Here is a 22,147-nt window from a genome sequence, read left to right as displayed (position 1 = left end):
CGGGGAACTGCGCGAACGACCACGACGACCCGCACCCGGCGCCCGACCCGCACCCGGCTGACGCTCCACGGCCCAGCCGGACCGCAGGTCAGATCGTGGCCGTGTCGATCACGAACCGGTAGCGGACGTCGCTCGCCAGCACTCGCTCGTACGCCTCGTTGATCTCGGCCGCGCTGATCGGTTCGATCTCGGCGCCGATGCCGTGCTCGGCACAGAAGTCCAGCATCTCCTGAGTCTCCCGGATGCCGCCGATCATGGAGCCGGCGAGCGTCTTGCGGCCGCCGATCACCGAGAAGAGGTTGAGCGAGACGGGCTCCTCGGGGACGCCCACGTTCACCAGGGCGCCGTCCGTCTTCAGCAACGACAGCAGGGCGCCGAAGTCCATCGGCGCCGACACGGTCGACACGATCAGGTCGAAGGTGCCGGCCAGTTCCTCGAAGGTCTTCGGGTCGCTGGTGGCGTGGTAGTGGTCGGCGCCCAGCTTCAGTCCGTCGTCCTTCTTGCGCAGGGACTGGGACAGGACCGTCACCTCGGCGCCCATGGCGTGCGCGATCTTGACGGCCATGTGGCCGAGACCGCCGAGGCCGACGACCGCGACCTTCTTGCCGGGGCCCGCGTTCCAGTGGCTCAGCGGCGAGTACGTGGTGATGCCCGCGCACAGCAGCGGCGCGGCGACGTCCAGGGACAGCCCGTCGGGGATGCGGACGACGTAGTTCTCGTCGACGACGATCTTCTCGGAGTAGCCGCCGTAGGTGGGCTCGCCGTCCTTGCCGATGGCGTTGTAGGTGCCGACCATGCCCTTGAGGCAGTACTGCTCCTCGCCTCGCCGGCAGTTCTCGCACTCGCGGCAGGAGTCGACCATGCAGCCGACCCCGACCCGGTCGCCGACCTGGAACCGGGTCACGCCGGGGCCGACCTCGGCGACCACGCCCGCGATCTCGTGGCCGGGGACCATCGGGAAGATCGCCTCGCCCCAGCCCTCGCGGACCTGGTGGATGTCTGAGTGGCAGATACCGGCGAACTTGATGTCGATCAGGACGTCGGACTCGCCGACCGCGCGTCGCTCGATGGTCGTCCGCTCCAGCGGGGCCTTCGCGGCGGGCGCGGCGTATGCGGCAACAGTGGTCATGCGGAGGATCTCCTAGCGGGGGGTTTTGTGCCCGGCTGCCTTTCCGCCGGGCACGGCCTCCAGCCTGTCGCGCGGGGCGCCGCCCACCCAGACCACGCTTTTGCGTACGACCGCCGTTCCTACCACCGGCGGGGTCAGGCTCCTGGGCCTACGACCAGGAATACTGGACGCATGGACAGCAGGGACGAGCAGCCGGACGCGAGTGTGGCCACCGGGCGGCCCCTGGACCGGCGGGCGGAGCTGAGCGAGTTCCTGCGCAGCCGGCGGGCCCGGCTGAAGCCCGAGGACGTGGGGCTGGCCGACTTCGGACGGCACCGCCGGGTGCCGGGGCTGCGCCGCGAGGAGCTGGCGCAGCTGGCCGGGGTGTCCGTGGCGTACTACACCCGTCTGGAACAGGGCAACGGCCGGAACGTGTCGGCCGAGGTGCTGGACTCGATCGCGCGGGCGCTGCGGCTGACGGACGCCGAGCACGCGCATCTGACCCATCTGGCCAAGCCGAAGGCGCACAAGAAGAAGCCGGCGGCGCGGCAGCAGCAGGTGCGGGCGGTGCTGCGGCAACTGCTGGACACCATGGAGGCCGTACCGGCGTACATCGTGGGCCGGCGCGCGGAGATCCTCGCGTGGAACCGGATGGCGGCGGCGGTCTTCGGCGACTGGGGGGAGCTGCCGGCCGCCGAGCGGAACTGGGCGCGGCTGGTCTTCCTGCGCCCCGACTACCGGGAGCTGTTCGTCGACTGGGAGCAGAAGGCGATCGACATCGTGTGCGCCCTGCGCATGGACGCGGGCTGCGATCCGGACGACGCGCGTCTGTCGGCTCTGGTGGGTGAGCTGTCCGTCAAGAGCGAGGAGTTCCGCCGGCTGTGGGCCACGCACGACGTCAAGGAGAAGAGCCACGGCGTCAAGCACCTGCACCATCCGCTGGTGGGCGACCTGGCCCTGAACTTCGAGAGCTTCCGCCTGACGGACGGCTCCGAGCAGTCCCTGGTCACCTATCACGCGGACCCGGACTCCTCCTCCGCGGACTCCCTCCGTCTCCTGGCCAGCTGGGGTGCCGACGCGAGGCGCGCGGCAACGCGATGAGGGGTGCACCGGAGGCCTTCCTCCGGTGCACCCCTCAGGGAGCGCTACGGCTCACGCCACGACGGCCTACTTGCCGAAGTACGCGTTGTAGATGGTGATCGCCGACGTGTTGCCCTTCTTGTCGGTGATCTGGGCGCGGAACGAGATCGCCTTGTTCTTCGCCGGGTTCTTGACGGTGATCTTGCCGTTCTTGACGGTGACCTTCTTGAAGTTCTTGCCGTCGTAGGAGACGTAGACGGCGAGGGACTTCAGGTTGCCGCCGGCGGCGGAGCCCTCCACGGTGACCGGGAAGGTGACCGTCTTGCCGGCCGTGACGCGGCTGTCCAGGCCGGTCGTGGCGCCGAAGTGGAGCGCGGAGGCGGGCAGCTGGACGAAGTCCGCCGGCTTCTTGGAGCGGAAGGTCCAGGCCGCGTCGATGCGCGTGGAGGCCTCCGACACCTTCGCGGACCGCTTGACCGAGGTGGTCAGCTTGTACGCCGCGTCACCGGACGGCACCTTGAAGGTCTTCTCGCCGAACAGCGGGTCGGTGTTCGAGCCGACCTTGCTGCCGTTGCGGTACAGCGTGGTGTTCACCGAGGTGAACTGCGAGGACCCGGCGTGCTTGGCGGAGTCGGCGAACAGCGGCAGCACACCGAAGATCTCGTTGCCGTCGCGGAACAGGCCGAACTCCTTGCCGAGGTGCGGGCCGAAGACGGCGGTGTTGACCGTCTTGGTGTAGGTCTGGCCGCCCTTGAAGGTGAACTGGCCGAGCTCGTAGCCGGCCTCGGTGACCGGGAAGCCGTCCTGGTCGACGCCGCCGTTCTGCTGGAACTCCAGCCCCCACTTCACGCCGCCCGTGGCGGACAGGTGCAGGGTGCGGGTGCCGGGCAGCTTCTGCGGGATGCTGATGGAGGAGGCGCCGGTGCTGCCGGGCAGCCAGCCCACCGCGTCGATCGAGCCCTTCTTGCCGCTCGCCGCCGCGCCCAGGCGGGCCTTCACGGTGGCGAGTTCGCTGGCCTTGTAGTGCTTGGTGTAGCCGGTGGCGAGCTGCTTGACGGCACCGCCGGAGGTGACGTCGTACTCCTCGGTCGCGCCCTTGCTCCAGTGGCCGTCCCACTGCTGCCACAGCGACCCGGCGGGCAGCTGCGGGCCCAGGTGGGCGGTGCGGAAGTTCTTGTACGAGTCGAGGAACCAGCCGTAGCCGTACTGGCCGTCGCCGATGGTGACGTCGAACTCCGGCGAGGCGAACTCCGACTTCACGCCCGAGGCCGGGACGGTGATGTCCACCGGCTTGGCCTTGCGCGCGTCGATGGTGATCGTCTGCTTCTTGTCGACGGTCAGCTTCGGCTGCGCGATCCAGTCGATGCCCTTGGACGCGTTCTGGGGGTCGGCGAAGACGGAGGTGTTGAGGATGTACGTTCCCTTGGGCGCGCGCACCTTCACCGTGCCGGACTTGTCGTACGGGGTCAGCCAGACGCCGTTGGCCAGGCCGCCCACGCCGCTGACGTCGGCGTTGTAGTACGGGGCCGGCTTGCCGTCGCGGCCGATGAACTTCAGGGTGAGGTCGTACGACTCCACCTCGCGCTGCACCGCGGCGGCCGTGCGGACGGTCTGGCCGTCGCCCGTCGCCGTGACGTACGCCGAGTAGGCGCCGTCGACGGTGCCGCCCAGCTTGGTGTCGACGGTGAAGTCGACCGCGGCCGTGCCGTGCGCGGGGACGGTCACCGTCGTCGCGCCGAGCTTGAAGAAGCCGGAGGGGGCCGCCGCGCCCTTGGGGTTGGTGGCGGTGCTGCTCAGGGTGAGCGTGACGTCCTTGTCGCCGAGGTTGCGGTACGTCAGCTTCTTGGTGACCGGCTTGTCGTCGGTGTGCGGCCACTGCTGCACGCCGAAGCTCACCGAGACCGGGTCGGCGACGATCGACTGCTTGATGGCCTTGTCGACCTGGATGCGGCCCGAGCCCTGCTGGAAGGGGGTGTACTTGCCGCCCTTGGTGGAGCCGGTCAGGGCGCCCTTCAGCTCGGCGTAGCCCCAGTCCGGGTGCTCCTGCTTCAGGATGGCGGCGGCGCCCGCGACGTGCGGGGTGGCCATCGAGGTGCCGGAGATGGTCAGGTAGCCCTCGGGCTTCTCGCCGACCTCCTGGTCGATGACGCTGCCCTTGGCCGCGGCGGCGGTGATGTCCACGCCCGGTGCGGTGACGTCCGGCTTGATGGCGCCGTCGCCGGCGCGCGGGCCGGTGGAGGAGAAGTCGGCGAGCTTGTCCTGCTTGTCGACGGCGCCGACGGTGAGTGCGGCGTCCGCGCTGCCGGGCGAGCCGATCGACTGGGGGCCCTCGTTGCCCGCGGCGATCGCGAAGAGGATGCCCTTCTCGGCGGAGAGCTTGTTGACCTCGGCTTCGAGCGGGTCGATCTCGGGGGTGTCGTAGCCGCCGAGGCTCAGGTTGATGACGTCGGCGCCCTGGGAGGCCGCCCACTCCATGCCGGCGAGGATGCCGGAGTCGTCACCGGAGCCGTTGTCGTCGAGGACCTTGCCGTTGAGGAGCTTGGCGTCCGGGGCCACACCCTTGTACTTGCCGCCCGACTTGGCGCCGGTGCCGGCCACGATGGAGGCGACGTGCGTGCCGTGCCCGAAGTGGTCGGTGGCGTCGGCGGCGGGGGTGAAGTTCTTGGACTCGATCACCTGGTCCTTGAGGTCCGGGTGGCTGGTGTCCACACCGGTGTCCAGGATGGCGACCTTCACGCCCTTGCCGGTGTAGCCGGCGGCCCACGCGGTGGGGGCGCCGATCTGCGGCACGGACTTGTCGAGGGCGGCCTTGCGGACGCCGTCGAGCCAGACGTGGGCGATGCCGGAGGCCGTCCGGTCGCCGTTGGTGACGGCGTCCCACAGTTCGGCGGTGTCGTCGACCGGGGTCTGCACGGCGTCCGCGTTGAGCGCCTTCAGGCTGCGGCGCAGGGTGCCCGCGTCCCGGACGTCGGCCTTGGCCGTGGTCGCGGAGCCGCGGTAGCCGACGATGACCTTCAGGCCGTTCTTCTGGGCCTTGCGGGTGGCGGCCTTGTTCAGCTCGGTGATGTCGAACAGGCGCTGGTCCAGCGTGCCGGAGGCGACCAGGTGGGCCGCGTCGGCGGGGATGACCAGCGTGTGTCCCGAGGCCTTGCGGACCTGGAAGGGTATGTGCTCGCGGCCCTTGGCCCGCTCCAGGCCGACGACACGGCCCTTGGCGTCGAGGGCGACGCGGTCACCGGTGATCAGGGTGACGTGGTGCTTGACGGCGGCCTTCGAGGCGGCGGTGGCGGCCACCGAGGCGCGTCCGGGCTTCGCCGACGCCGGGCTGGTCATACCCGCTGCGAGGGCGACCGCTGCGGCCGTTGCCACGGTGGCCGCAGCCGCTCTTTTCACTTGTCTGCGCAAGTTCTCCCCCTGGAGATGAAGTACCGGGCGAATTCCCCATTCACCCGGTCGGGGGTGGACTCGCACACATGCACGTCAACCCCCCGGATCACGCAGTATGCCGGGGGGTGATCAACGGACTCAATAGATGAGAGGACGGTGAGAAAGCGGGCCGGGAAACTGTTACGCGGCGGCCGGGACACCGTTACAGAACCGCGAAGTGCACCGCGTTCCACCTGTGTTATGCGTCATCAGGTGGCCGCGTTCTCCTTCACGGTGATCTTCCCCTTGCGCAGCGTGGCCAGGCGCGGAGCCTTCCTCGCCAGCGTGGAGTCGTGGGTGACCATGATGAAGGTCAGCCCGTGCTCCTTCCAGAGGCGTTCGAGTACGTCCATGATCTCGTCCCGCATGCCCTCGTCCAGGTTGCCGGTCGGCTCGTCGGCCAGCAGCACCTTGGGTTTCTTCACGACGGCCCGGGCGATGGCGACGCGCTGCTGCTGGCCTCCGGACATCTCGCCGGGGAGATGTCCGAGGCGCTCGCCGAGACCGACGGACTTCAGGGCCTCGGCGGCGAGTTCGCGGCGTTCCTTCGCCTTGACGCCGAGGGGGACGAGGGCGGTTTCCACGTTCTCCTGGGCGGTGAGAGTCGGGATGAGGTTGAAGGACTGGAAGACGAAGCCGATGTTCTCGCTGCGGACCCGGGTCAGCCGGGCCTCGCTCAGCCCGGCCAGGTCGGTGCCGTCCAGGACGACTTCACCGGAGGTGGGGCGGTCGAGGCCGCCGAGCATCTGCAGGAGCGTGGACTTCCCGCCGCCCGTGGGGCCCTGGATGACGAGTCTGTCCCCGTCGGGGATGGTCAGGTCGATGCCGTCGAGGGCGTGGACGGTGTCCTTGCCGCGGGTGTAGCGCTTGGTGACGTTGTTCAGTGCGTACATGGGGGCTCCGGGGGTCTGTTTCGGGGTGGGTGCGCGCTTGTTTTCCGGCCGCCGGTCCGTGGGGGCTGGGGCGCGGTTCCCCGCGCTCCTCGGCCGGACCGGCCGGCCCGCCGGGAAGCCGGCCTATTCCACCCGCCTGAGCGCGTCCGCCGGGCGCAGCCTGGACGCCCGCCAGCCGCCGAACGCACCCGCGACGAGGCCGCCCGCCACCGCGAGGCCCACCGCCAGGACGATCGTCGTCATGCTCACCGGGGCCGTGAGGGCCACCTCCAGGGTCTTCGCCGTCCGCCGTCCGGGGCCGCCCCCGAAGGCGCCGCCACCGCCGGGGCCGCCGCCCGTGCCGCCGCCCAGCTGGGCCTGGAGGCCGGGGCTGATGGCGGTGACGGCGTACGCGCCCGCCAGGCCGAGGACGATGCCGAGGGCGCCGCCGACCAGGCCGTTGACCATGGCCTCGCCGACCACCTGCCGGGTCACCCGGCCCGACCGCCAGCCGAGCGCCTTCAGCGTGCCGAACTCGCGGACCCGCCGGGAGACCGCCGAGGAGGTGAGCAGGCCGGCGACCAGGAACGCGGCCACCAGCACCGCGAGCGACAGCCACGTGCCGACGTTGGTGGCGAGGGAGGAGGCGGTGGACAGGGAGCCGGAGACGGTGTCCGCGAGGTCGGCGGAGGTGGTGACCGTCGTACCCGAGACGTTCTTCTGGATCGCCGACTTGACGCTGTCGATCCTCTTCGAGTCGGCCGCCTTGACGTAGATCGTGGTGACCTTGTCCTTGGCGTCGCCGAGGGTCTGGGCCTGGCGCAGCGGGATGTACAGGTTGGCGGCCGAGTCGCCGCTGTCGGCGGTGGCGATGCCGATCACCGTGAACGTGACGCCCTTGATGGTGACGGTGGAGCCGACCTTGTACTTCTTCTCCTTGGCGTAGGCGGAGTCCGCCACGACGACCTTGGCGTTCGTCTCCGTCGCCTTGAACGTACGGCCGCTGGTGATCTTCGAGGAGGTCAGCGGGCCGAGGCCGGGCTTGGTGACGTCGGTGCCGTACACGGAGTAGTTGTTGACGTCGAAGTCGGCGCCGCCGCCCTTCACCTCACCCTGCGGCCGGCCGTCCCCGCCACCGCGCTCGAAGCCGCCGCCGCCGTTCTGCTGGAACTGACCCCGCGTGAACTGCCCGCTGACCTTGAGGACCTGAAGGCTCAGCCCGCCGACCGCGTCCGCGACGCCGGACTGCGAGCCGACCTTGGTCACCGTGGAGACCGGCAGGGTCTGGAAGCCCTGCACCATGACGCGGTCGCTGCTCTGGGCGGAGTCGTCGCCGTCGTTCCGCGCGTCGAACCGGAAGCGGGGCCGCTGGGCGTCGCCGGTGGGTGCCGACGCCGCCTTGGTCACCGTCATGTCGGTGCCCAGCCCGTACAGCGACTGGAGCACCTTGTCCTGGGCCTTCCCCATGCCGTTGGACACGGAGTTGACCACGATGACCAGCGCGATGCCCAGCGCGAGGCCGGAGGCGACGACGAGGGCCGCCTTTCTGCGGCGGCGCAGTTCGCGCCTCAGGTAGGTGAAGAACATGGCCGCAAGCTAGGGACGGACCCTGATGGCACCATAAGCCCCGCATAAGAGGAGCATGAAAAGGCCGGTGCCGCCTCTGGGGGCGGCACCGGCACAGCGGGTGAGGGAGCGTCAGAGGGCGGAGCCCGCCTTCCACTGCGCCCAGTCCATGTTCCAGCCGTTGAGGCCGTTGTCCGGCGAGACCGTCTTGTCGCCGGTGTTCTGGACGACGACGACGTCACCGATCAGCGAGTGGTTGTAGAACCAGGCCGCCGGCGTGCTCGGGTCGTTGGCACCCTTCTTGTCCTGGAGGCCCACACAGCCGTGGCTGGTGTTCACGTTGCCGAACACCGAGGGGGCGCCCCAGTAGTTGCCGTGGATGAAGGTGCCGGAGGTGGTCAGGCGCATGGCGTGCGGCACGTCCTTGATGTCGTACTCGCCCTTGCCGTCGTCGTCGGTGAAGCCGACCGTCGCGCCGTTCATCCGGGTCTCCTTGAACTTCTCGGAGATCACCATCTGGCCCTCGTACGTCTTGTTGTCGGGCGAGCCGGCGGAGATCGGTATGGTCTTGACGACCTTGCCGTCCTGCGTGATCTTCATCTGCTTGGTCTTCGCGTCGACGTACGAGACCTGGTTGCGGCCGATGTGGAAGGTGACCGTCTTCTGCTGGACGCCGTAGACGCCGCTGGCGCCCTGGACACCGTCGAGGGCGAGCTTCAGGGTGACGGTGGAGCCTTCCTTCCAGTACTCCTGCGGACGGCAGTCCATGCGGTTGGCGTTGAACCAGTGGCAGGCGACCTCCTGGCCGCTGCTGGAGGTGACCGTGACGCCCTTCTGCACGGCCGCCTTGTTGGTGATCGCCTTGTCGAAGTTGATCGACACCGGCATGCCGACGCCGACCGTGGCGCCGTTGTCCGGGGTGAAGGTGCCGATGAAGCTGTTGGCCGGGGAGACCGTGGTGAAGGACGCGTTCTCGTGGGCTATGCGGCCCTGCGAGTCCTTGGCCTCCGCGGCGAGCTTGTAGGTGGTGGAGCGCTCCAGCTGGACGCTGGGCTTCCAGCTCTTCCCGTCGGCGGACAGCCGGCCGGCGACGGTCTTGCCGTCCTGGCTGGTCATCGTGACGGCGGTGAGGGTGCCCTTGCGGACGGTGACGGCGGCGGAGTTGTTGATCGACGCGTTGTTGGAGCCGTCCTTGGGCGTGATCGTGATCTGCGCCTCCGACGACTTCTTGGCCGCCGCTTCGTCGGCCTTCGCCTGCGAGGTGTCGTTGCCGCCGGAGGAGGCGTCGGCGTCGCCGCCGGAACACGCCGTCAGCATGAGCGCACCACCGAGCAGAGCGGACGAGGCCATCAGGAGCCCACGCCGCCTACTGTTCGTCATCACAAGCTTCTCCATCGTTGCCGAGTCGCGATAACCCCGAGAGTCCCCGCCAAGAACCTTCAACGCTACGGCCGGTCCGACCCGTTCCCCAGCCCGTCGGGCTGTGGGGCATGCCACGTCCGTGGAACGCGGTCGCGTCCGCGGCGGTGCGGTGGTGCGGGACTCGGTCCGTGCGTCCCCTGGGACGACGAAACCCCGGACGGCGGTTGCCGTCCGGGGTCCTGGGTGCCCCGTGACGCTCAGCCGATGCCGTCCTCTTCCTCGTCGTCCTCCCCATCATCCTCGTCCAGGTCCCAGTCGGGCGAATCGGGGTCGTAGTCGACCCGCTCGCTGGACCAGGAGGCCTGCTGGAGTTCCACTCCGGGCACCTCGCTGACCAGGTCGAACGGGTCCACGAGATACGCGAGGGCCTCCGCGGTGTCTTCCGTCACAGCGGCCTCGGCCTGGGCCCGCTCCCCCTCCGGCAGCTCCGGGTCCCGGGCGATCCGGCGCAGCGCGGCCTTGGCCACCTCATCGTCGTCCTGTACTTCCAGCACCAGCTCCACGCGAAGCCGCACAAAACGTGATGTCTCTTCTGTGCTCATGGCGGGAGCGTACGGCCGAAACCTCCCGTGACTTTCCTGTGACCCGCGCCTTTCACTAACATCGCCCCACACGGCCAATTCGCCAGCGTCACAAGGGGATCGATATTCCGTGTCATCCGCTCGCCGTCCGCTGCTGACCGCCACCGCCGCGGGCACCCTGCTGTGCGCCCTGTGGTTCGTCCCGTCCGCGAACGCCTCGCAGGACACCCCGGCGCGGACGCCCGCGCCGACGCAGGTCACGCAGGCGAGAGCCGTGACGGTGGCGACCGCCGAGGGCACGGAGCAGGCGGCGGCGGAGGAGACCGAACTGGCCGACACCGGAAGCTTCGACAGCACTCCGTACGTCGTCGGCGGCAGCCTCTTCCTCGCCGTGGGTGCCGGATTCGTCGTGTATTCGGTGCGCCGGGAGCGCCTGGGTTTTTAATCGTCCTTGACGAAACTTTGACAGCCCGCCCATAGTTCGCTCATGAAGAGATCATCGGGCGTGCGGCTGTGCGCCACCGCAGCTGTGAGCGCGCTGTCGCTCGCCCTCCTCACGGGCTGTGGCGACGGGGGGTCGAAGGACTCCGGGGACGCCAAGGGCTCGGACGCGGCGAAGCCGGCCGCGAAGGCGCTGAGCGCCGCCGAACTGAAGAAACTGATCATCGCCAAGGGCGAGGTGCCCGGGTACGAGGTGGGCCCCGTCGAGGGCGGCGTCCCCGACCGCGGCAAGGTCACGTCCGACGACGCCAAGTGCCGGCCGGTGCTCCAGGCGTTCACCGGCATCGCGCCCGGTGAGCCGGCGGCGCACACCAGCCGCATGGCCACGGAGGACAAGAAGGACCCCACGGACGACGCCACGTCCCTGGACGACCTGGCCGACGGCAAGTTCGAGGACGCCATCAACAAGTCCATGGACCTGGACGTCACCGTGGTCACCCTGGCCTCGTACGACGGCGACGGCGCCGAGCAGGCCCTGAAGTCGGTCTCCGACGCGGTCAAGGCCTGCGCGGGCGGCTTCTCCGGCGAACAGGACGGCGAGAAGGGCACGTTCACCAAGGTCGCCGAGGAGAAGTCCTCCGGCACGGGTGACGCGTCGGTGGCCTTCACCGCGACCAACGACGCGGGCAAGGACGGCGCCCTGCCGTTGCACGCCGAGGTCGTGCGGCACGGGAACACCCTCGCCACGTACACCACGATCAACATCGGGGCGATGATGAGCAAGAAGGCCTACACGGTCTCCGCTCCGGTGGTGAAGGCGCAGGCCGCCAAGCTGAAGTGACGTTTCGTCCGTAGCGTTCGGGGCCCCGGCAGCCGCCGGGGCCCCGCGCGTTCACTGGAGCGGGCCGGTGACCTTCTCCACGGCCGCCACCAGTTCACCGCCGCGCACGAAGGCGTCGGCGGCGGCCAGGTCGGGCGCCAGGAACCGGTCCGGACCCGGACCTTGCACACCCGCGGCCCGGACGGCCTCGATGACCGCCTGCGAGGCGGGCGCCGGGGTGAGGCCCTCGCGCAGTTCGATGGCGCGGGTGGCCGCGTACAGCTCGATGGCGACGACCCGGGTGAGGTTGTCCACGGCGGTGCGCAGCTTGCGCGCGGCCGACCAGCCCATGGAGACGTGGTCCTCCTGCATGGCGGAGGACGGGATGGAGTCCGCGGAGGCCGGTACGGCGAGCCGCTTCAGCTCGCTGACCAGCGCGGCCTGCGTGTACTGGGCGATCATCAGGCCGGAGTCCACACCGGCGTCGTCGGCGAGGAACGGCGGCAGGCCGTGGCTGCGGTTCTTGTCCAGCAGCCGGTCGGTGCGGCGCTCGGCGATGGAGCCGAGGTCGGCGGCGGCGATGGCGAGGAAGTCCAGGACGTAGGCCACGGGAGCGCCGTGGAAGTTCCCGTTGGACTCCACGCGCCCGTCGGGCAGCACCACCGGGTTGTCGACGGCGGAGGCCAGCTCGCGCTCGGCGACCAGGCGGGCGTGCGCGAGCGTGTCGCGGCCGGCGCCGGCGACCTGCGGGGCGCAGCGCACCGAGTAGGCGTCCTGGACGCGCGGGGCGTCGTCCTGGTGGTGGCCGGTGAGCTGCGAACCCTTCAGCACGGCGAGCATGTTGGCGGCCGAGGCGCCCTGGCCCGGGTGCGGGCGGATGGCGTGCAGCTCGGGGGCCAGCACCTTGTCGGTGCCGAGCAGCGCCTCCAGGGTGAGGGCGGCGGTGACGTCGGCGGACTTGTAGAGGGTGTCGAGGTCGGCGAGGGCCATGATCAGCATGCCGAGCATGCCGTCGGTGCCGTTGAGGAGGGCGAGGCCCTCCTTCTCGCGCAGCTCGACGGGGGCGATGCCGTGCTCGGCGAGCAGTTCGCCGGCGGGCCGGACGGTGCCGTCGGGACCCTCCGCCTCCCCTTCTCCCATCAGGGTGAGGGCGCAGTGGGACAGCGGGGCCAGGTCTCCGGAGCAGCCGAGGGAGCCGTACTCGTGCACGACCGGGGTGATCCCGGCGTTCAGCACGTCGGCCATGGTCTGCGCGACCTCGGGCCGCACCCCGGTGTGCCCGGAGCAGACGGTCTTCAGGCGCAGGAACATCAGGGCCCGTACGACCTCGCGCTCCACCCGGGGGCCCATGCCGGCGGCGTGCGAGCGGACGATGTTGCGCTGTAGCTGGGCGCGCAGTTCCTGGCTGATGTGCCGGGTCGCCAGGGCGCCGAAGCCGGTGGAGACGCCGTAGACCGGGTCGGGCTTGGCCGCGAGCGCGTCCACGATCTCCCGGGCCGCCGCGAGGGCCGCCACCGCCTCCGCCGACAGCTCGATGCGGGCACCGCCGCGCGCCACGGCGAGAACGTCGGACGCCGTGACCCCGGACGTCCCCACCACCACAGTGTGCATATCCATATTCAGGAGCGTACGCATTGAATGCACCGGTGTCACTAGTGGGGACCGGGAGAGCCCCTTACCGCGCGGTGTGGGCTTCGCCTCACGGGCGGCGCCCGCGGAACCGGCGCCGCTCGGCCCGCGAGGGCGGCGGCGCGTCGGCCAGCCGCACGACCGGGTCGTCCGGCCCCTCCCGCCCGGCCACCACCGGCCGGTCCAGGCGCAGCGCCTTCGCCCGGTACTGGGCGGCGTCCGCGAGCCGGAACAGCCGGCGGGCGTCGCGCACCTCGCCGATCGCGTCCTCCGTCGAGGCGACCCCGCAGGCGACCCCCTCGCCCGGCTCCAGCTCCCCGGCCCGGCGGCACAGTTCGTCGGCCGCCTTCACCACCTCGTCGGCGGGCGGCCCGACCGCGAGCAGGCAGAACTCGTCCCCGCCGAGCCGTGCGGCCAGCGCGCCCGGCACCATCGCGCCGCACAGCGACAGCACCGAGCCGAAGCGTTCGAGGAGGCGGTCGCCGACGGCGTGCCCGAGGGTGTCGTTGACCCGCTTGAGCCCGTTGAGGTCGCAGACGACCAGGCTGACGACCACGCCCTGCGCGCGGTGCCGCTCCACGGCCTCCTCCAGGCGTACGTCCACGGCACGGCGGTTGGCCAGGCCGGTGAGGGCGTCGGTGTACGCGAGCCGGCGGGCCTCCTCCAGCCGCTCGGTCTGCGCGATCCCGGCGGCGACGACGGCGGCGAGGACGGTCGCGAAGTCGGCGTCGGCCCGTGCGAAGAGGGGCTCGCCGACCGCCCGCGCCACGTACAGCTCGCCCCAGGCCCGGCCGTGCAGGACGAGGGGGGCGACGACGCAGCAGCCGCGACCGCGGCGGCGCAGGGCGGCGACGCGCTGGTGGAAGTAGCCGGGGGTGCCCTTCGCCGTGCCCGCGGCCGTCTCCACCCAGGCGTTGGGACCGCCGCCGCCGGCCCACCGCTCGTGCAGGAACTCGGTGATCTCCGGGAACTGGTGCACCGGGTAGGTCTCGGTCTCCGGGAACTCCTCTTCGTCCGGGGCGCGGTCGCCCACGTTCACGAGGACCCGGAGCCGGCCGAGTTCGCGTTCCCACACCGACAGCGCGGCGAAGCTGCCGTCCAGCGCGTGGCAGGCGCCGAGGGCGGCGGCCTGCCAGGACTCCCGCGGGGTGTGCGCCGCCGCCATGCCCTGGGCCAGCGCCACGACTGCGGCCAGCCGCTTGTCCTCACCCATTACTCCAGGTTAGGGAGGAATGGGAGGTTTGGGGGTGTGGGTGCGGCGATCAGGTGGAATGCGCGTCCACGGACTCGGATCCGCGGACCGCTGCCGCGTGCGGGTGCTCCGTGGCCGGTCGCGCGGTTCCCCGCGCCCCTTCGGGGCGCTCCTACTCTCCCGGCCACTGCGGCTCGCGCTTCTCGTTGAACGCCGCCACCCCCTCCGCGCGGTCGCCGGAGAAGGCCACCGAGCGCCAGGCGGCGTCCTCCACCTCCAGCCCGGCCCGCAGGTCCAGGCCGTGCCCCAACCGCAGCGCCCGCTTGGCCGCCCGCAAGCCCACCGGCGAGTTGGCGGCGATCCGCTCGCCCAGTGCCAGCGCCTCCTCGCGGTCCCGGCCGGGCTCCACGAGCCGGTCCACCAGCCCCAGCTCGGCCGCCTCCGCCGCCTCCACCCGCCGCGCCGAGAAGATCAGCTCGGCCGCGCGGGCCGCGCCGACCCGCCGGGGCAGCAGCTGGGTGCCGCCGCCGCCCGGGATCACGCCCACGGACACCTCCGGCAGGCCCACCACCGCCGTACGGTCCGCCACGATCAGGTCGCAGGACAGCGCCAGCTCGAACCCGCCGCCCAGCGCGAACCCGTGCACCGCCGCGATCGTCGGCATCGGCAGCTCCAGCACCCCGGTGTACGCCCCGCGCGCCACCGGCCGCTGCCGCACCAGGTCGGCGTCCGTGAAGGAGTTGCGCTCCTTCAGGTCGGCCCCGACGCAGAATGCCCGCTCGTGGGACGAGGTCAGGACGACGACCCGGGCGTCGCGGTCGGCGGAGAGCGCGGCGCACGCGCCCGTGAGGGAGCGGGCCATCTCCGTGGAGACCGCGTTCATCGCCTTGGGCCGGTCCAGCACCAGCTCCGCGACGTGCCCGTGCCGTCGTACCAGCACGAACTCCCCGAACCGCTCCTCGCTCATGACACCCTCCGGTTAACGCGGGTTAACTGTCGTCGGCCCGATCATCGCAGCCGTGTCCCCTCCCGTGAAGTCCAGGGGGCTACACCCGTTCGAGTGACATCCCGGCCTTCTCCCCGCACACCGCCCACACAAGCGCATAGCGTGCGGGACCCATGACACCGATACCTGCACACTCCGGCGGCGCGGAGCAGGAACGCGCGCCGGAGCGTACGCCGGGAGTACGGCGCGGCCGGCACCGCAAGCCCCGCCCGCGCAAGGTGCTCCTCGCCGCCGGCGGCCTCGCGCTGGCCGCGGGCGTGCTCAGCCTGGTCCGGGCCGCCCCGGACGCGGGAGTCGGTGCCCCCGGCACCGCGGAGGCCGAGCCCCGGATCGGCCCGGGCGGCGGGCCCGCGGACCGCTCCGCCGACACCGCGGCCACCATCGCCGCCGCCCCCACCGCACTGCCCTCGGCGACCTCCGCCATGGGCGGCCGGAGCCTCGCTCCGACACCCACCGGCTCCCCCGGCCGTACGGCGCCGGGCCCGGGCGAGGCCACGACGGCGCCCGGCGACACCGCCGTACCGACCGCCGCGCCGAGCGGCACCCCGGCCCCGCAAAGCGGCACACCCCGGCCGCCCGCGCCGACGTCGTCCGCCCCGCGCCCGGCCCCGGCGACCCCCACACCGACCCCGACGCCCACCCCGAGCCGCAGCCCGGCGGAGCCCCGTCCGGGCGGGGTGTGCGTGCCGGTGATCGGGCTGTGCGTGGACGTGTTCGGCGACGGGGACGGCTGAGGCCCGCCCGGCGGACGGCCGGCGGCTACGACCGGTCGTCGCGGCGGGTGAGCAGCCACGGCTCGACCACGCCGAGCCCGCGCACCGGGCGCTGCCACATCGGCTGGAGCGCGAAGCGGTACGTCGGCGGGTCCTCGCCCTCCTTCTCGGCCGCCGCCGCGGCCTCCGCCGCCTCCGCCTCCGAGGCGGGCGCCTCGCCGGTGCGGATCAGCTCCTCGGCGAACGCGCTGTCCACGAGGACGGCGTCGCGCGGGGCTATCGAGGTCAGCCGGGAGGCCAGGTTCACCGTCGTACCGAACACATCGCCCATGCGGGTGGTCACCGTGCCGAACGCCATGCCGACCCGCAGCTCGGGCATCGTCTCGTCGTTCGCCAGGGTCTCCACCAGCCGCAGCGCGATGTCCGCGGCCACCCCCGCGTCGTCCGCCGCGTAGAGCACCTCGTCGCCGAGGGTCTTGATGAGCCGGCCGCCGCGCGCCGCCACCAGGTCGGCCGCGGTCGTCTCGAACGCCTCGACCAGCTCTCCCAGCTCCTCCTCCTCCATGCGGCGGGTGAGCCGGGTGAAGCCGACGAGGTCCGCGAAGCCGACGGCGAGCCGCCGGTCGACCATCTCCTCGTCGTCGCCGGTCTGGACGACCCGGCCGGCCGACGCGGCGAGCTGGCGCCGCCAGACGTAGACGAGGAACTCCTCCAGCTCGGGCAGGAGCAGCTCGACGATCGGGTACGTCACCTCGGTGCGGGTCATCCCCGGTTCCGGGGGCTCGGTCAGGCCCTCCAGGAAGGAGTCGATCTGCCATTCCGCCAACCGGGCGGTGGTCTGCCCGGTGGACCGGGCCACCTGCACCGCCATGGCCTCGCTCAGCAGGCCCGCCTCCACCAGGCCGGCGAGGCGGCGCAGGGCCAGGACGTCGGCCTCGGTGAGGGCCTTGGCCTGGCCGATGTCCGCGAAGCCCATCGCCCGCCAGAACCGGGACGCCAGCTCCATGGAGACGCCGGCGCTGCGGGCGGCCTGGAACGGGGTGTAGCGGCGCTCGGCGCCCAGGATGAGCTGTTCGAGACGCAGGGCGAGCGGGTCGTCGCCGGTGTCGGGGGCGTGGGGGTCCACCCGGCCGTCCCCGCCAGCGCCGGAGCCCGTGTCGTCGACGGTCACGCCTGCTGCCCTTCCGATCTGCCGCGGTCAGGTATCGACCGGCCTCAACTCTACGGCAGGTGTGCGCCAGCTCACTCGGGGGAGCGCACCCGTCGTACCCGGCCGCGGATCCGTCGTGGCCGCTCGCGCAGTTCCCGCGCCCCTCCGGGGCACGCCGGGCCCCCCTACGCCGGCCGCAGGTGCACGATGTCCCCCGCCCCCACCGGCTCCTGCACCCCGTCCTCCGTGACGATGATCAGTCGTCCGTCCCCGTCCAGCGCGACGGCCTTGCCCACCACCGAGCGGTCGCCCGGCAGTTCCGCGCGCACCACCCGCCCGAGGGTCGCGCAGCCCGCCGTGTAGGTCTCCTGGAGCCCGCACGCCGAGGCATCGCCCCTGGCGGCCCGCCAGCGCCCGTACCAGTCCTCCAGTGACCGCAGCACCGCCCGCAGCAGCGGATCCCGGTCCGTGCCCAGCGCCCCGGCCAGGGCCAGGGAGCCGGCCTGCGGGACCGGCAGCTCGTCCGCCCTGAGCGTGACGTTGATGCCGACGCCGATGACGACGCCGTCGTCACCGGCCCGCTCGGCGAGGATGCCCCCGGCCTTGCGTTCCTCGCCGCCCACCGTCACCAGCAGGTCGTTCGGCCACTTGAGCGCCGTGTCGACGCCCGCCGCCCGGGACAGCCCGGTCGCCACCGCCACGCCCGTCAGCAGCGGCAGCCACCCCCAGCGGGCCACCGGCACCTCGGTGGGCTTGAGCAGCACGGAGAAGAACAGGCCCGACCGCGGCGGAGCCGTCCAGCGGCGGTCCAGCCGGCCCCGGCCCGCCGTCTGCTCCTCCGCCACCAGGACCGCGCCCTCGTCGGCGTCCCCGGCGGCGGCCAGGGCGGCCAGGTCGGAGTTGGTGGAGCCGGTCCGCTGCACCACCTCGATGTCGCAGTACAGGCCCTTCTCGCTGACCAGCGCGCGGCGCAGCGCGGCGGCGTTCAGGGGCGGACGGTCCAGGTCGGACCAGCGGCTGTCGTCTGATGGATTCTGCGGCGTCATGCAAGCCACCCTAGGTGTGGTAAACGACGCACTGCTGATCCGCAGGGCCGCCACTACTCTACGGATGAGTAACCGTCCCCCCTTTTGAGCAGGCAGGGAGCCGCATCCCGATGTCCGAGCCGGAAGAGCGTCACGAGATCCAAGAGATCGACATCCACACGACCGCGGGGAAGCTCGCGGATCTCCAGCGCCGCATCCACGAGGCGACGCACGCCGGCTCGGAGCGCGCCGTCGAGAAGCAGCACGCCAAGGGCAAGCTGACGGCGCGTGAGCGGATCGAACTGCTGCTCGACGAGGGGTCGTTCGTCGAGCTGGACGAGTTCGCCCGGCACCGGTCGACCAACTTCGGCCTGGAGAAGAACCGCCCGTACGGGGACGGCGTCGTCACCGGCTACGGCACGGTCGACGGCCGCCCGGTCGCGGTCTTCTCGCAGGACTTCACCGTCTTCGGCGGCGCCCTCGGCGAGGTCTACGGCCAGAAGATCGTCAAGGTCATGGACTTCGCGCTGAAGACCGGCTGCCCGGTCATCGGCATCAACGACTCCGGCGGCGCCCGCATCCAGGAGGGTGTCGCCTCCCTGGGCGCGTACGGCGAGATCTTCCGGCGCAACACCCACGCCAGCGGTGTCATCCCGCAGATCTCGCTCGTCGTCGGGCCCTGCGCGGGCGGCGCGGTCTACTCCCCGGCCATCACCGACTTCACGGTCATGGTCGACCAGACCTCGCACATGTTCATCACCGGCCCGGACGTCATCAAGACCGTGACCGGCGAGGACGTCGGCTTCGAGGAGCTGGGCGGCGCCCGCACCCACAACACCGCCTCGGGTGTGGCCCACCACATGGCCGGGGACGAGAAGGACGCCATCGAGTACGTCAAGCAGCTGCTGTCGTACCTGCCGTCCAACAACCTCTCCGAGCCCCCGGTCTTCCCGGAGGAGGCCGACCTCGCCGTCAACGACGAGGACCGCGAGCTGGACACCGTCGTGCCGGACAGCGCCAACCAGCCGTACGACATGCACACGGTGATCGAGCACGTCCTGGACGACGCCGAGTTCTTCGAGACGCAGGCCCTGTTCGCGCCGAACATCCTCACCGGGTTCGGGCGGGTCGAGGGCCACCCGGTGGGCGTCGTCGCCAACCAGCCGATGCAGTTCGCCGGCTGCCTCGACATCGCGGCGAGCGAGAAGGCCGCCCGTTTCGTACGGACCTGCGACGCCTTCAACATCCCGGTCCTGACCTTCGTGGACGTGCCGGGCTTCCTGCCGGGCGTCGGCCAGGAGCACGACGGCATCATCCGGCGCGGCGCCAAGCTCATCTACGCCTACGCCGAGGCCACCGTCCCGCTCATCACCGTGATCACCCGCAAGGCCTTCGGCGGCGCCTACGACGTCATGGGCTCCAAGCACCTGGGCGCCGACCTCAACCTGGCCTGGCCCACCGCCCAGATCGCCGTCATGGGCGCCCAGGGCGCCGTCAACATCCTGCACCGGCGCACGATCGCGGAGGCGGAGGCGAGCGGCCAGGACGTCGAGGCGGTGCGCGCCCGGCTGATCCAGGAGTACGAGGACGCCCTCCTCAACCCCTACGTCGCGGCCGAGCGCGGCTACATCGACGCGGTGATCCTGCCGTCCGACACCCGCGCGCACATCGTCCGCGGGCTGCGTCAGCTGCGCACCAAGCGGGAATCCCTCCCTCCGAAGAAGCACGGCAACATCCCCCTCTAGGCCCCGCGGACCCTGGGAGCGGTCATGAACATCAAGGTCGTACGAGGCAACCCCACCCCGGAGGAGCTGGCCGCCGCCCTGGCGGTGGTCCGCGCCCGCGCCGCGGCGGCAGCGGCCACGCCGTCCGGCGCGGAGGTGACGAGGGACGCGTGGTCCGACCCGTCGCGGATCGCGGCCCACCGCGTCCCCCGGCCGGGCCCGACGTCCTGGACCCGCACCTACTGGCCGAGCTGAGGGAAGCCCGCCCCGGCGGCAACGCCCGGGGCGCCAATTGAGTACCGGTACTCAGGCGCCCTCCCCGGCCGAAGCCGCACGCTGGTGGAATGCTGTGGTCAGACCCGGAGAACGAACCGCCGAAGGAACTGCGCGACGCGCAGAACATGCTTCGGCGGCTCGGTCTCCTCATGGCCCTGGCCATGGTCCTTTTCATGATCGTCAGTGGCCTGAGGTGAGCCGGACGGCCCACCCTGACTAACCTGACCGCATGACTGCCAAACGCCGCAGGCGACTCGTGCTCGCCTCCCAGTCCCCCGCCCGGCTGGCCCTGCTCCGGCAGGCCGGCCTCGCCCCCGAGGTGATCGTGAGCGGTGTCGACGAGGATGCCGTCACCGCGCCCACCCCGGCGGAGCTGGCACTGGCCCTCGCCGAGGCCAAGGCGAGCGTCGTGGCGGCGAAGCCGGACGTGCAGGGCGCCCTGGTCATCGGCTGCGACTCGGTGCTGGAGCTGGACGGGCAGGCGCTCGGCAAGCCGGCCGACGCCGAGGAGGCCACCGCACGCTGGAAGAGCATGCGCGGGCGGGCCGGAGTGCTCCAGACGGGGCACTGCGTGTGGGACACGGAGGCCAAGCGGTACGTGTCGGCGACCGCCTCCACCGTCGTCCGGTTCGGCGAGCCCAGCGACGAGGAGATCGCCGCCTACGTGGCCTCCGGTGAGCCGCTGCACGTCGCCGGCGCCTTCACCCTGGACGGCCGTTCGGCGCCGTTCATCGAGGGCATCGACGGCGACCACGGCAATGTGATCGGCATCAGCCTGCCCCTGGTCCGCAAGCTCCTCGCCGAACTGGGCGTGGGCATCACGGAGTTGTGGGTACCGGAGCGGTGATCTGGGCGGGGACGGAGTCCTGCGGCTCGTCGTCCCCGTCCTGCGGCTCGCCCGTACGGCTCACCGGCGTGCCCGCGCCGGCCGGGGCCGCGCCCGGCTCCGCCCGCGCGGCCGGTCCGGCGCCCTCCCCGGGCGTACCGCCGGGTGCCGCGCCCTCCGGGCCGCCCGCACGGTCGTACGTCATCAGGAGCAGCACGATCAGCCCGAGTACGACCACCATGAACAGGAACGCGGTCCAGCCGACCAGGCCCCAGGCGAAGGCGCCGAGCAGCCCGTGCACCACGGCCGCGCTGATCAGCAGGACGCGGCCGAGGCCGGCCGGGGCGCGGTCCCGTACCGCGACGAGCACGGCCACCAGCGCGCACAGCGCGAAGTAGAGGCCGAAGACGACTCCGCCGATCTTCGAGGACATCGACATGACGTCCGGGTCGAGACCGGCCAGGGACATGTCCTGCCGGTCGACGACCACTCCGAGGAACCAGTTCAGCGCGGCGATGAAGACGGCCTCCGCCAGGAGGACGACCGCCACGACCCCTGCCACCGGTCTGCGCACCACCGGGCCCACCCACTCTCACACCAGCAGCCTGTTACCTCAGGTACGTTCGAGACAGCGCGAACGCTACTAACGGGTAAACCCAGGGACAAGGGTTCGGGCGCCAGCAAAGAATCATTGGGCCATTCGTAGGGACTCGACAAAGAATCCGAGTGGGGCGCAGCACGCCTTCACAGAGACCTTGGCCACATGGCAGGGCTAGGGTTTTCCGCAGGAGTCCTGCGTACCGAGGTGCGACATGGGCTTTTGCGGGTCGAGCGAGCCTCGTATCACGCTCCGTGTGGGCAAGCTCACCACAGGGGACGGGTCGAAGTGCCGTGTCGGCAGTCCCTAAACTCGGCTTGTTTCAAGGAGGGAGCCTCAATCGTGCGCAAGGTGCTCATCGCCAACCGTGGCGAAATCGCTGTCCGCGTGGCCCGGGCCTGCCGGGACGCCGGGATCGCGAGCGTGGCCGTCTACGCCGACCCGGACCGGGACGCTCTGCATGTCCGCGCCGCGGATGAGGCGTTCGCTCTGGGCGGTGACACCCCGGCCACCAGCTACCTGGTCATCGACAAGATCCTGAACGCGGCGCGTGAGTCCGGCGCGGACGCCGTCCATCCCGGATACGGCTTCCTCTCGGAGAACGCCGAGTTCGCGCAGGCCGTCCTGGACGCCGGGCTGATCTGGATCGGCCCGCCGCCGCAGGCCATCCGCGACCTGGGTGACAAGGTCGCCGCCCGGCACATCGCCCAGCGCGCCGGCGCCCCCCTGGTCGCCGGTACGCCGGACCCCGT

The 22,147-nt window shown here is 71.5% G+C and carries 21 protein-coding genes; 9 read left to right on the top strand and 12 right to left on the bottom strand.

The window, feature by feature from the left end; all coding sequences use genetic code 11:
• Window positions 1-88: 88 nt before the first annotated feature.
• Window positions 89-1,129: an NAD(P)-dependent alcohol dehydrogenase gene (locus tag ABZV94_RS14875; RefSeq protein WP_356340655.1), complete on the bottom strand. Its 1,041-nt coding sequence runs from the start codon at window positions 1,127-1,129 to the stop codon at window positions 89-91.
• A gap of 171 nt (window positions 1,130-1,300) precedes the next feature.
• On the opposite strand from ABZV94_RS14875, the gene ABZV94_RS14870 reads away from it, so the two are divergent.
• On the top strand, window positions 1,301-2,209 hold the full coding sequence (locus ABZV94_RS14870; protein WP_356340654.1) for a helix-turn-helix transcriptional regulator: 909 nt from the start codon (window positions 1,301-1,303) through the stop codon (window positions 2,207-2,209).
• A gap of 66 nt (window positions 2,210-2,275) precedes the next feature.
• On the opposite strand, the gene ABZV94_RS14865 is transcribed toward ABZV94_RS14870, so the two are convergent.
• From ABZV94_RS14865 to ABZV94_RS14845, 5 genes are all read right to left on the bottom strand, one after another.
• Window positions 2,276-5,581: a S8 family serine peptidase gene (locus ABZV94_RS14865; RefSeq protein WP_356340685.1), complete on the bottom strand. Its 3,306-nt coding sequence runs from the start codon at window positions 5,579-5,581 to the stop codon at window positions 2,276-2,278.
• 242 nt (window positions 5,582-5,823) lie between these two features.
• Window positions 5,824-6,507, bottom strand: coding sequence for an ABC transporter ATP-binding protein (locus ABZV94_RS14860; RefSeq protein WP_356340653.1), 684 nt, complete (start codon window positions 6,505-6,507; stop codon window positions 5,824-5,826).
• A 123-nt stretch (window positions 6,508-6,630) separates the two neighbouring features.
• Window positions 6,631-8,073 carry an ABC transporter permease gene (locus ABZV94_RS14855; RefSeq protein WP_356340652.1) on the bottom strand — a complete coding sequence of 481 codons (1,443 nt, stop codon included), beginning with the start codon at window positions 8,071-8,073 and terminating at the stop codon, window positions 6,631-6,633.
• 111 nt (window positions 8,074-8,184) lie between these two features.
• Window positions 8,185-9,432, bottom strand: a complete 1,248-nt coding sequence (locus ABZV94_RS14850; RefSeq protein ID WP_356340651.1) for an Ig-like domain-containing protein — start codon at window positions 9,430-9,432, stop codon at window positions 8,185-8,187.
• Window positions 9,433-9,671: 239 nt separating this feature from the next.
• Complete coding sequence (locus ABZV94_RS14845; protein WP_356340650.1) at window positions 9,672-10,016, bottom strand: hypothetical protein; 345 nt, start codon at window positions 10,014-10,016, stop codon at window positions 9,672-9,674.
• A 109-nt stretch (window positions 10,017-10,125) separates the two neighbouring features.
• On the opposite strand from ABZV94_RS14845, the gene ABZV94_RS14840 reads away from it, so the two are divergent.
• Together ABZV94_RS14840 and ABZV94_RS14835 are read left to right on the top strand one after the other, a co-directional pair.
• Window positions 10,126-10,440 carry an LAETG motif-containing sortase-dependent surface protein gene (locus ABZV94_RS14840; protein ID WP_356340649.1) on the top strand — a complete coding sequence of 105 codons (315 nt, stop codon included), beginning with the start codon at window positions 10,126-10,128 and terminating at the stop codon, window positions 10,438-10,440.
• Between the two features lie 42 nt (window positions 10,441-10,482).
• Window positions 10,483-11,277, top strand: a complete 795-nt coding sequence (locus tag ABZV94_RS14835) for a hypothetical protein (RefSeq protein WP_356340648.1) — start codon at window positions 10,483-10,485, stop codon at window positions 11,275-11,277.
• Window positions 11,278-11,328: 51 nt separating this feature from the next.
• On the opposite strand, the gene hutH is transcribed toward ABZV94_RS14835, so the two are convergent.
• The 3 genes from hutH to ABZV94_RS14820 all read right to left on the bottom strand — a co-directional run bounded on the left by hutH (window position 11,329) and on the right by ABZV94_RS14820 (window position 15,044).
• A complete protein-coding gene (hutH, locus tag ABZV94_RS14830) occupies window positions 11,329-12,867 on the bottom strand; it encodes a histidine ammonia-lyase (RefSeq protein WP_356340684.1) in 1,539 nt (512 codons plus the stop codon).
• An 88-nt stretch (window positions 12,868-12,955) separates the two neighbouring features.
• Window positions 12,956-14,098, bottom strand: a complete 1,143-nt coding sequence (locus ABZV94_RS14825; protein WP_356340647.1) for a GGDEF domain-containing protein — start codon at window positions 14,096-14,098, stop codon at window positions 12,956-12,958.
• 151 nt (window positions 14,099-14,249) lie between these two features.
• Entirely contained in the window at window positions 14,250-15,044 is a 795-nt protein-coding gene (locus tag ABZV94_RS14820) for an enoyl-CoA hydratase-related protein (RefSeq protein WP_356340646.1), read from the bottom strand.
• A gap of 152 nt (window positions 15,045-15,196) precedes the next feature.
• Here ABZV94_RS14820 and ABZV94_RS14815 point away from each other — a divergent pair, with 152 nt between their 5' ends.
• Entirely contained in the window at window positions 15,197-15,817 is a 621-nt protein-coding gene (locus ABZV94_RS14815; RefSeq protein ID WP_356340645.1) for a hypothetical protein, read from the top strand.
• A gap of 25 nt (window positions 15,818-15,842) precedes the next feature.
• On the opposite strand, the gene ABZV94_RS14810 is transcribed toward ABZV94_RS14815, so the two are convergent.
• Both ABZV94_RS14810 and ABZV94_RS14805 read right to left on the bottom strand, forming a co-directional pair.
• A complete protein-coding gene (locus ABZV94_RS14810) occupies window positions 15,843-16,967 on the bottom strand; it encodes an adenylate/guanylate cyclase domain-containing protein (RefSeq protein ID WP_356340644.1) in 1,125 nt (374 codons plus the stop codon).
• Window positions 16,968-17,131: 164 nt separating this feature from the next.
• Entirely contained in the window at window positions 17,132-17,992 is an 861-nt protein-coding gene (locus ABZV94_RS14805) for a biotin--[acetyl-CoA-carboxylase] ligase (protein WP_356340643.1), read from the bottom strand.
• 110 nt (window positions 17,993-18,102) lie between these two features.
• Here ABZV94_RS14805 and ABZV94_RS14800 point away from each other — a divergent pair, with 110 nt between their 5' ends.
• The 4 genes from ABZV94_RS14800 to ABZV94_RS14785 all read left to right on the top strand — a co-directional run bounded on the left by ABZV94_RS14800 (window position 18,103) and on the right by ABZV94_RS14785 (window position 20,818).
• A complete protein-coding gene (locus tag ABZV94_RS14800; protein ID WP_356340642.1) occupies window positions 18,103-19,716 on the top strand; it encodes an acyl-CoA carboxylase subunit beta in 1,614 nt (537 codons plus the stop codon).
• A gap of 24 nt (window positions 19,717-19,740) precedes the next feature.
• Complete coding sequence (locus tag ABZV94_RS14795) at window positions 19,741-19,950, top strand: acyl-CoA carboxylase epsilon subunit (RefSeq protein WP_356340641.1); 210 nt, start codon at window positions 19,741-19,743, stop codon at window positions 19,948-19,950.
• An 89-nt stretch (window positions 19,951-20,039) separates the two neighbouring features.
• A complete protein-coding gene (locus tag ABZV94_RS14790) occupies window positions 20,040-20,168 on the top strand; it encodes a hypothetical protein (RefSeq protein ID WP_356340640.1) in 129 nt (42 codons plus the stop codon).
• Window positions 20,169-20,200: 32 nt separating this feature from the next.
• Window positions 20,201-20,818, top strand: coding sequence for a nucleoside triphosphate pyrophosphatase (locus tag ABZV94_RS14785; RefSeq protein ID WP_356340639.1), 618 nt, complete (start codon window positions 20,201-20,203; stop codon window positions 20,816-20,818).
• Here the strand turns inward: ABZV94_RS14785 and ABZV94_RS14780 are convergent.
• On the bottom strand, window positions 20,790-21,374 hold the full coding sequence (locus ABZV94_RS14780) for a hypothetical protein (protein WP_356340638.1): 585 nt from the start codon (window positions 21,372-21,374) through the stop codon (window positions 20,790-20,792). The genes ABZV94_RS14785 and ABZV94_RS14780 overlap by 29 nt on opposite strands.
• A 363-nt stretch (window positions 21,375-21,737) precedes the next feature.
• Between ABZV94_RS14780 and ABZV94_RS14775 the strand changes: the two genes are divergently transcribed.
• On the top strand, window positions 21,738-22,147 hold a 410-nt coding region (locus tag ABZV94_RS14775; protein ID WP_356340637.1), incomplete at its 3' end, for a biotin carboxylase N-terminal domain-containing protein.

The organism is Streptomyces sp. NPDC004658, from assembly GCF_040609555.1.
Taxonomy (GTDB): domain Bacteria; phylum Actinomycetota; class Actinomycetes; order Streptomycetales; family Streptomycetaceae; genus Streptomyces.
The sequence above is the reverse complement of the archived record's forward strand: the minus strand, read 5'-3'. Positions and strand labels throughout refer to the sequence as shown.

What these genes read in the sequence shown, in the direction of transcription:
- ABZV94_RS14875 (WP_356340655.1), bottom strand. Translation starts at nt 1,129, where the DNA reads ATGACCACTGTTGCCGCATACGCCGCGCCCGCCGCGAAGGCCCCGCTG.
- ABZV94_RS14870 (WP_356340654.1), top strand. Translation starts at nt 1,301, where the DNA reads ATGGACAGCAGGGACGAGCAGCCGGACGCGAGTGTGGCCACCGGGCGG.
- ABZV94_RS14860 (WP_356340653.1), bottom strand. Translation starts at nt 6,507, where the DNA reads ATGTACGCACTGAACAACGTCACCAAGCGCTACACCCGCGGCAAGGAC.
- ABZV94_RS14855 (WP_356340652.1), bottom strand. Translation starts at nt 8,073, where the DNA reads ATGTTCTTCACCTACCTGAGGCGCGAACTGCGCCGCCGCAGAAAGGCG.
- ABZV94_RS14850 (WP_356340651.1), bottom strand. Translation starts at nt 9,432, where the DNA reads ATGACGAACAGTAGGCGGCGTGGGCTCCTGATGGCCTCGTCCGCTCTG.
- ABZV94_RS14845 (WP_356340650.1), bottom strand. Translation starts at nt 10,016, where the DNA reads ATGAGCACAGAAGAGACATCACGTTTTGTGCGGCTTCGCGTGGAGCTG.
- ABZV94_RS14835 (WP_356340648.1), top strand. Translation starts at nt 10,483, where the DNA reads ATGAAGAGATCATCGGGCGTGCGGCTGTGCGCCACCGCAGCTGTGAGC.
- hutH (WP_356340684.1), bottom strand. Translation starts at nt 12,867, where the DNA reads ATGCACACTGTGGTGGTGGGGACGTCCGGGGTCACGGCGTCCGACGTT.
- ABZV94_RS14825 (WP_356340647.1), bottom strand. Translation starts at nt 14,098, where the DNA reads ATGGGTGAGGACAAGCGGCTGGCCGCAGTCGTGGCGCTGGCCCAGGGC.
- ABZV94_RS14820 (WP_356340646.1), bottom strand. Translation starts at nt 15,044, where the DNA reads ATGAGCGAGGAGCGGTTCGGGGAGTTCGTGCTGGTACGACGGCACGGG.
- ABZV94_RS14815 (WP_356340645.1), top strand. Translation starts at nt 15,197, where the DNA reads ATGACACCGATACCTGCACACTCCGGCGGCGCGGAGCAGGAACGCGCG.
- ABZV94_RS14805 (WP_356340643.1), bottom strand. Translation starts at nt 17,992, where the DNA reads ATGACGCCGCAGAATCCATCAGACGACAGCCGCTGGTCCGACCTGGAC.
- ABZV94_RS14800 (WP_356340642.1), top strand. Translation starts at nt 18,103, where the DNA reads ATGTCCGAGCCGGAAGAGCGTCACGAGATCCAAGAGATCGACATCCAC.
- ABZV94_RS14795 (WP_356340641.1), top strand. Translation starts at nt 19,741, where the DNA reads ATGAACATCAAGGTCGTACGAGGCAACCCCACCCCGGAGGAGCTGGCC.
- ABZV94_RS14790 (WP_356340640.1), top strand. Translation starts at nt 20,040, where the DNA reads ATGCTGTGGTCAGACCCGGAGAACGAACCGCCGAAGGAACTGCGCGAC.
- ABZV94_RS14785 (WP_356340639.1), top strand. Translation starts at nt 20,201, where the DNA reads ATGACTGCCAAACGCCGCAGGCGACTCGTGCTCGCCTCCCAGTCCCCC.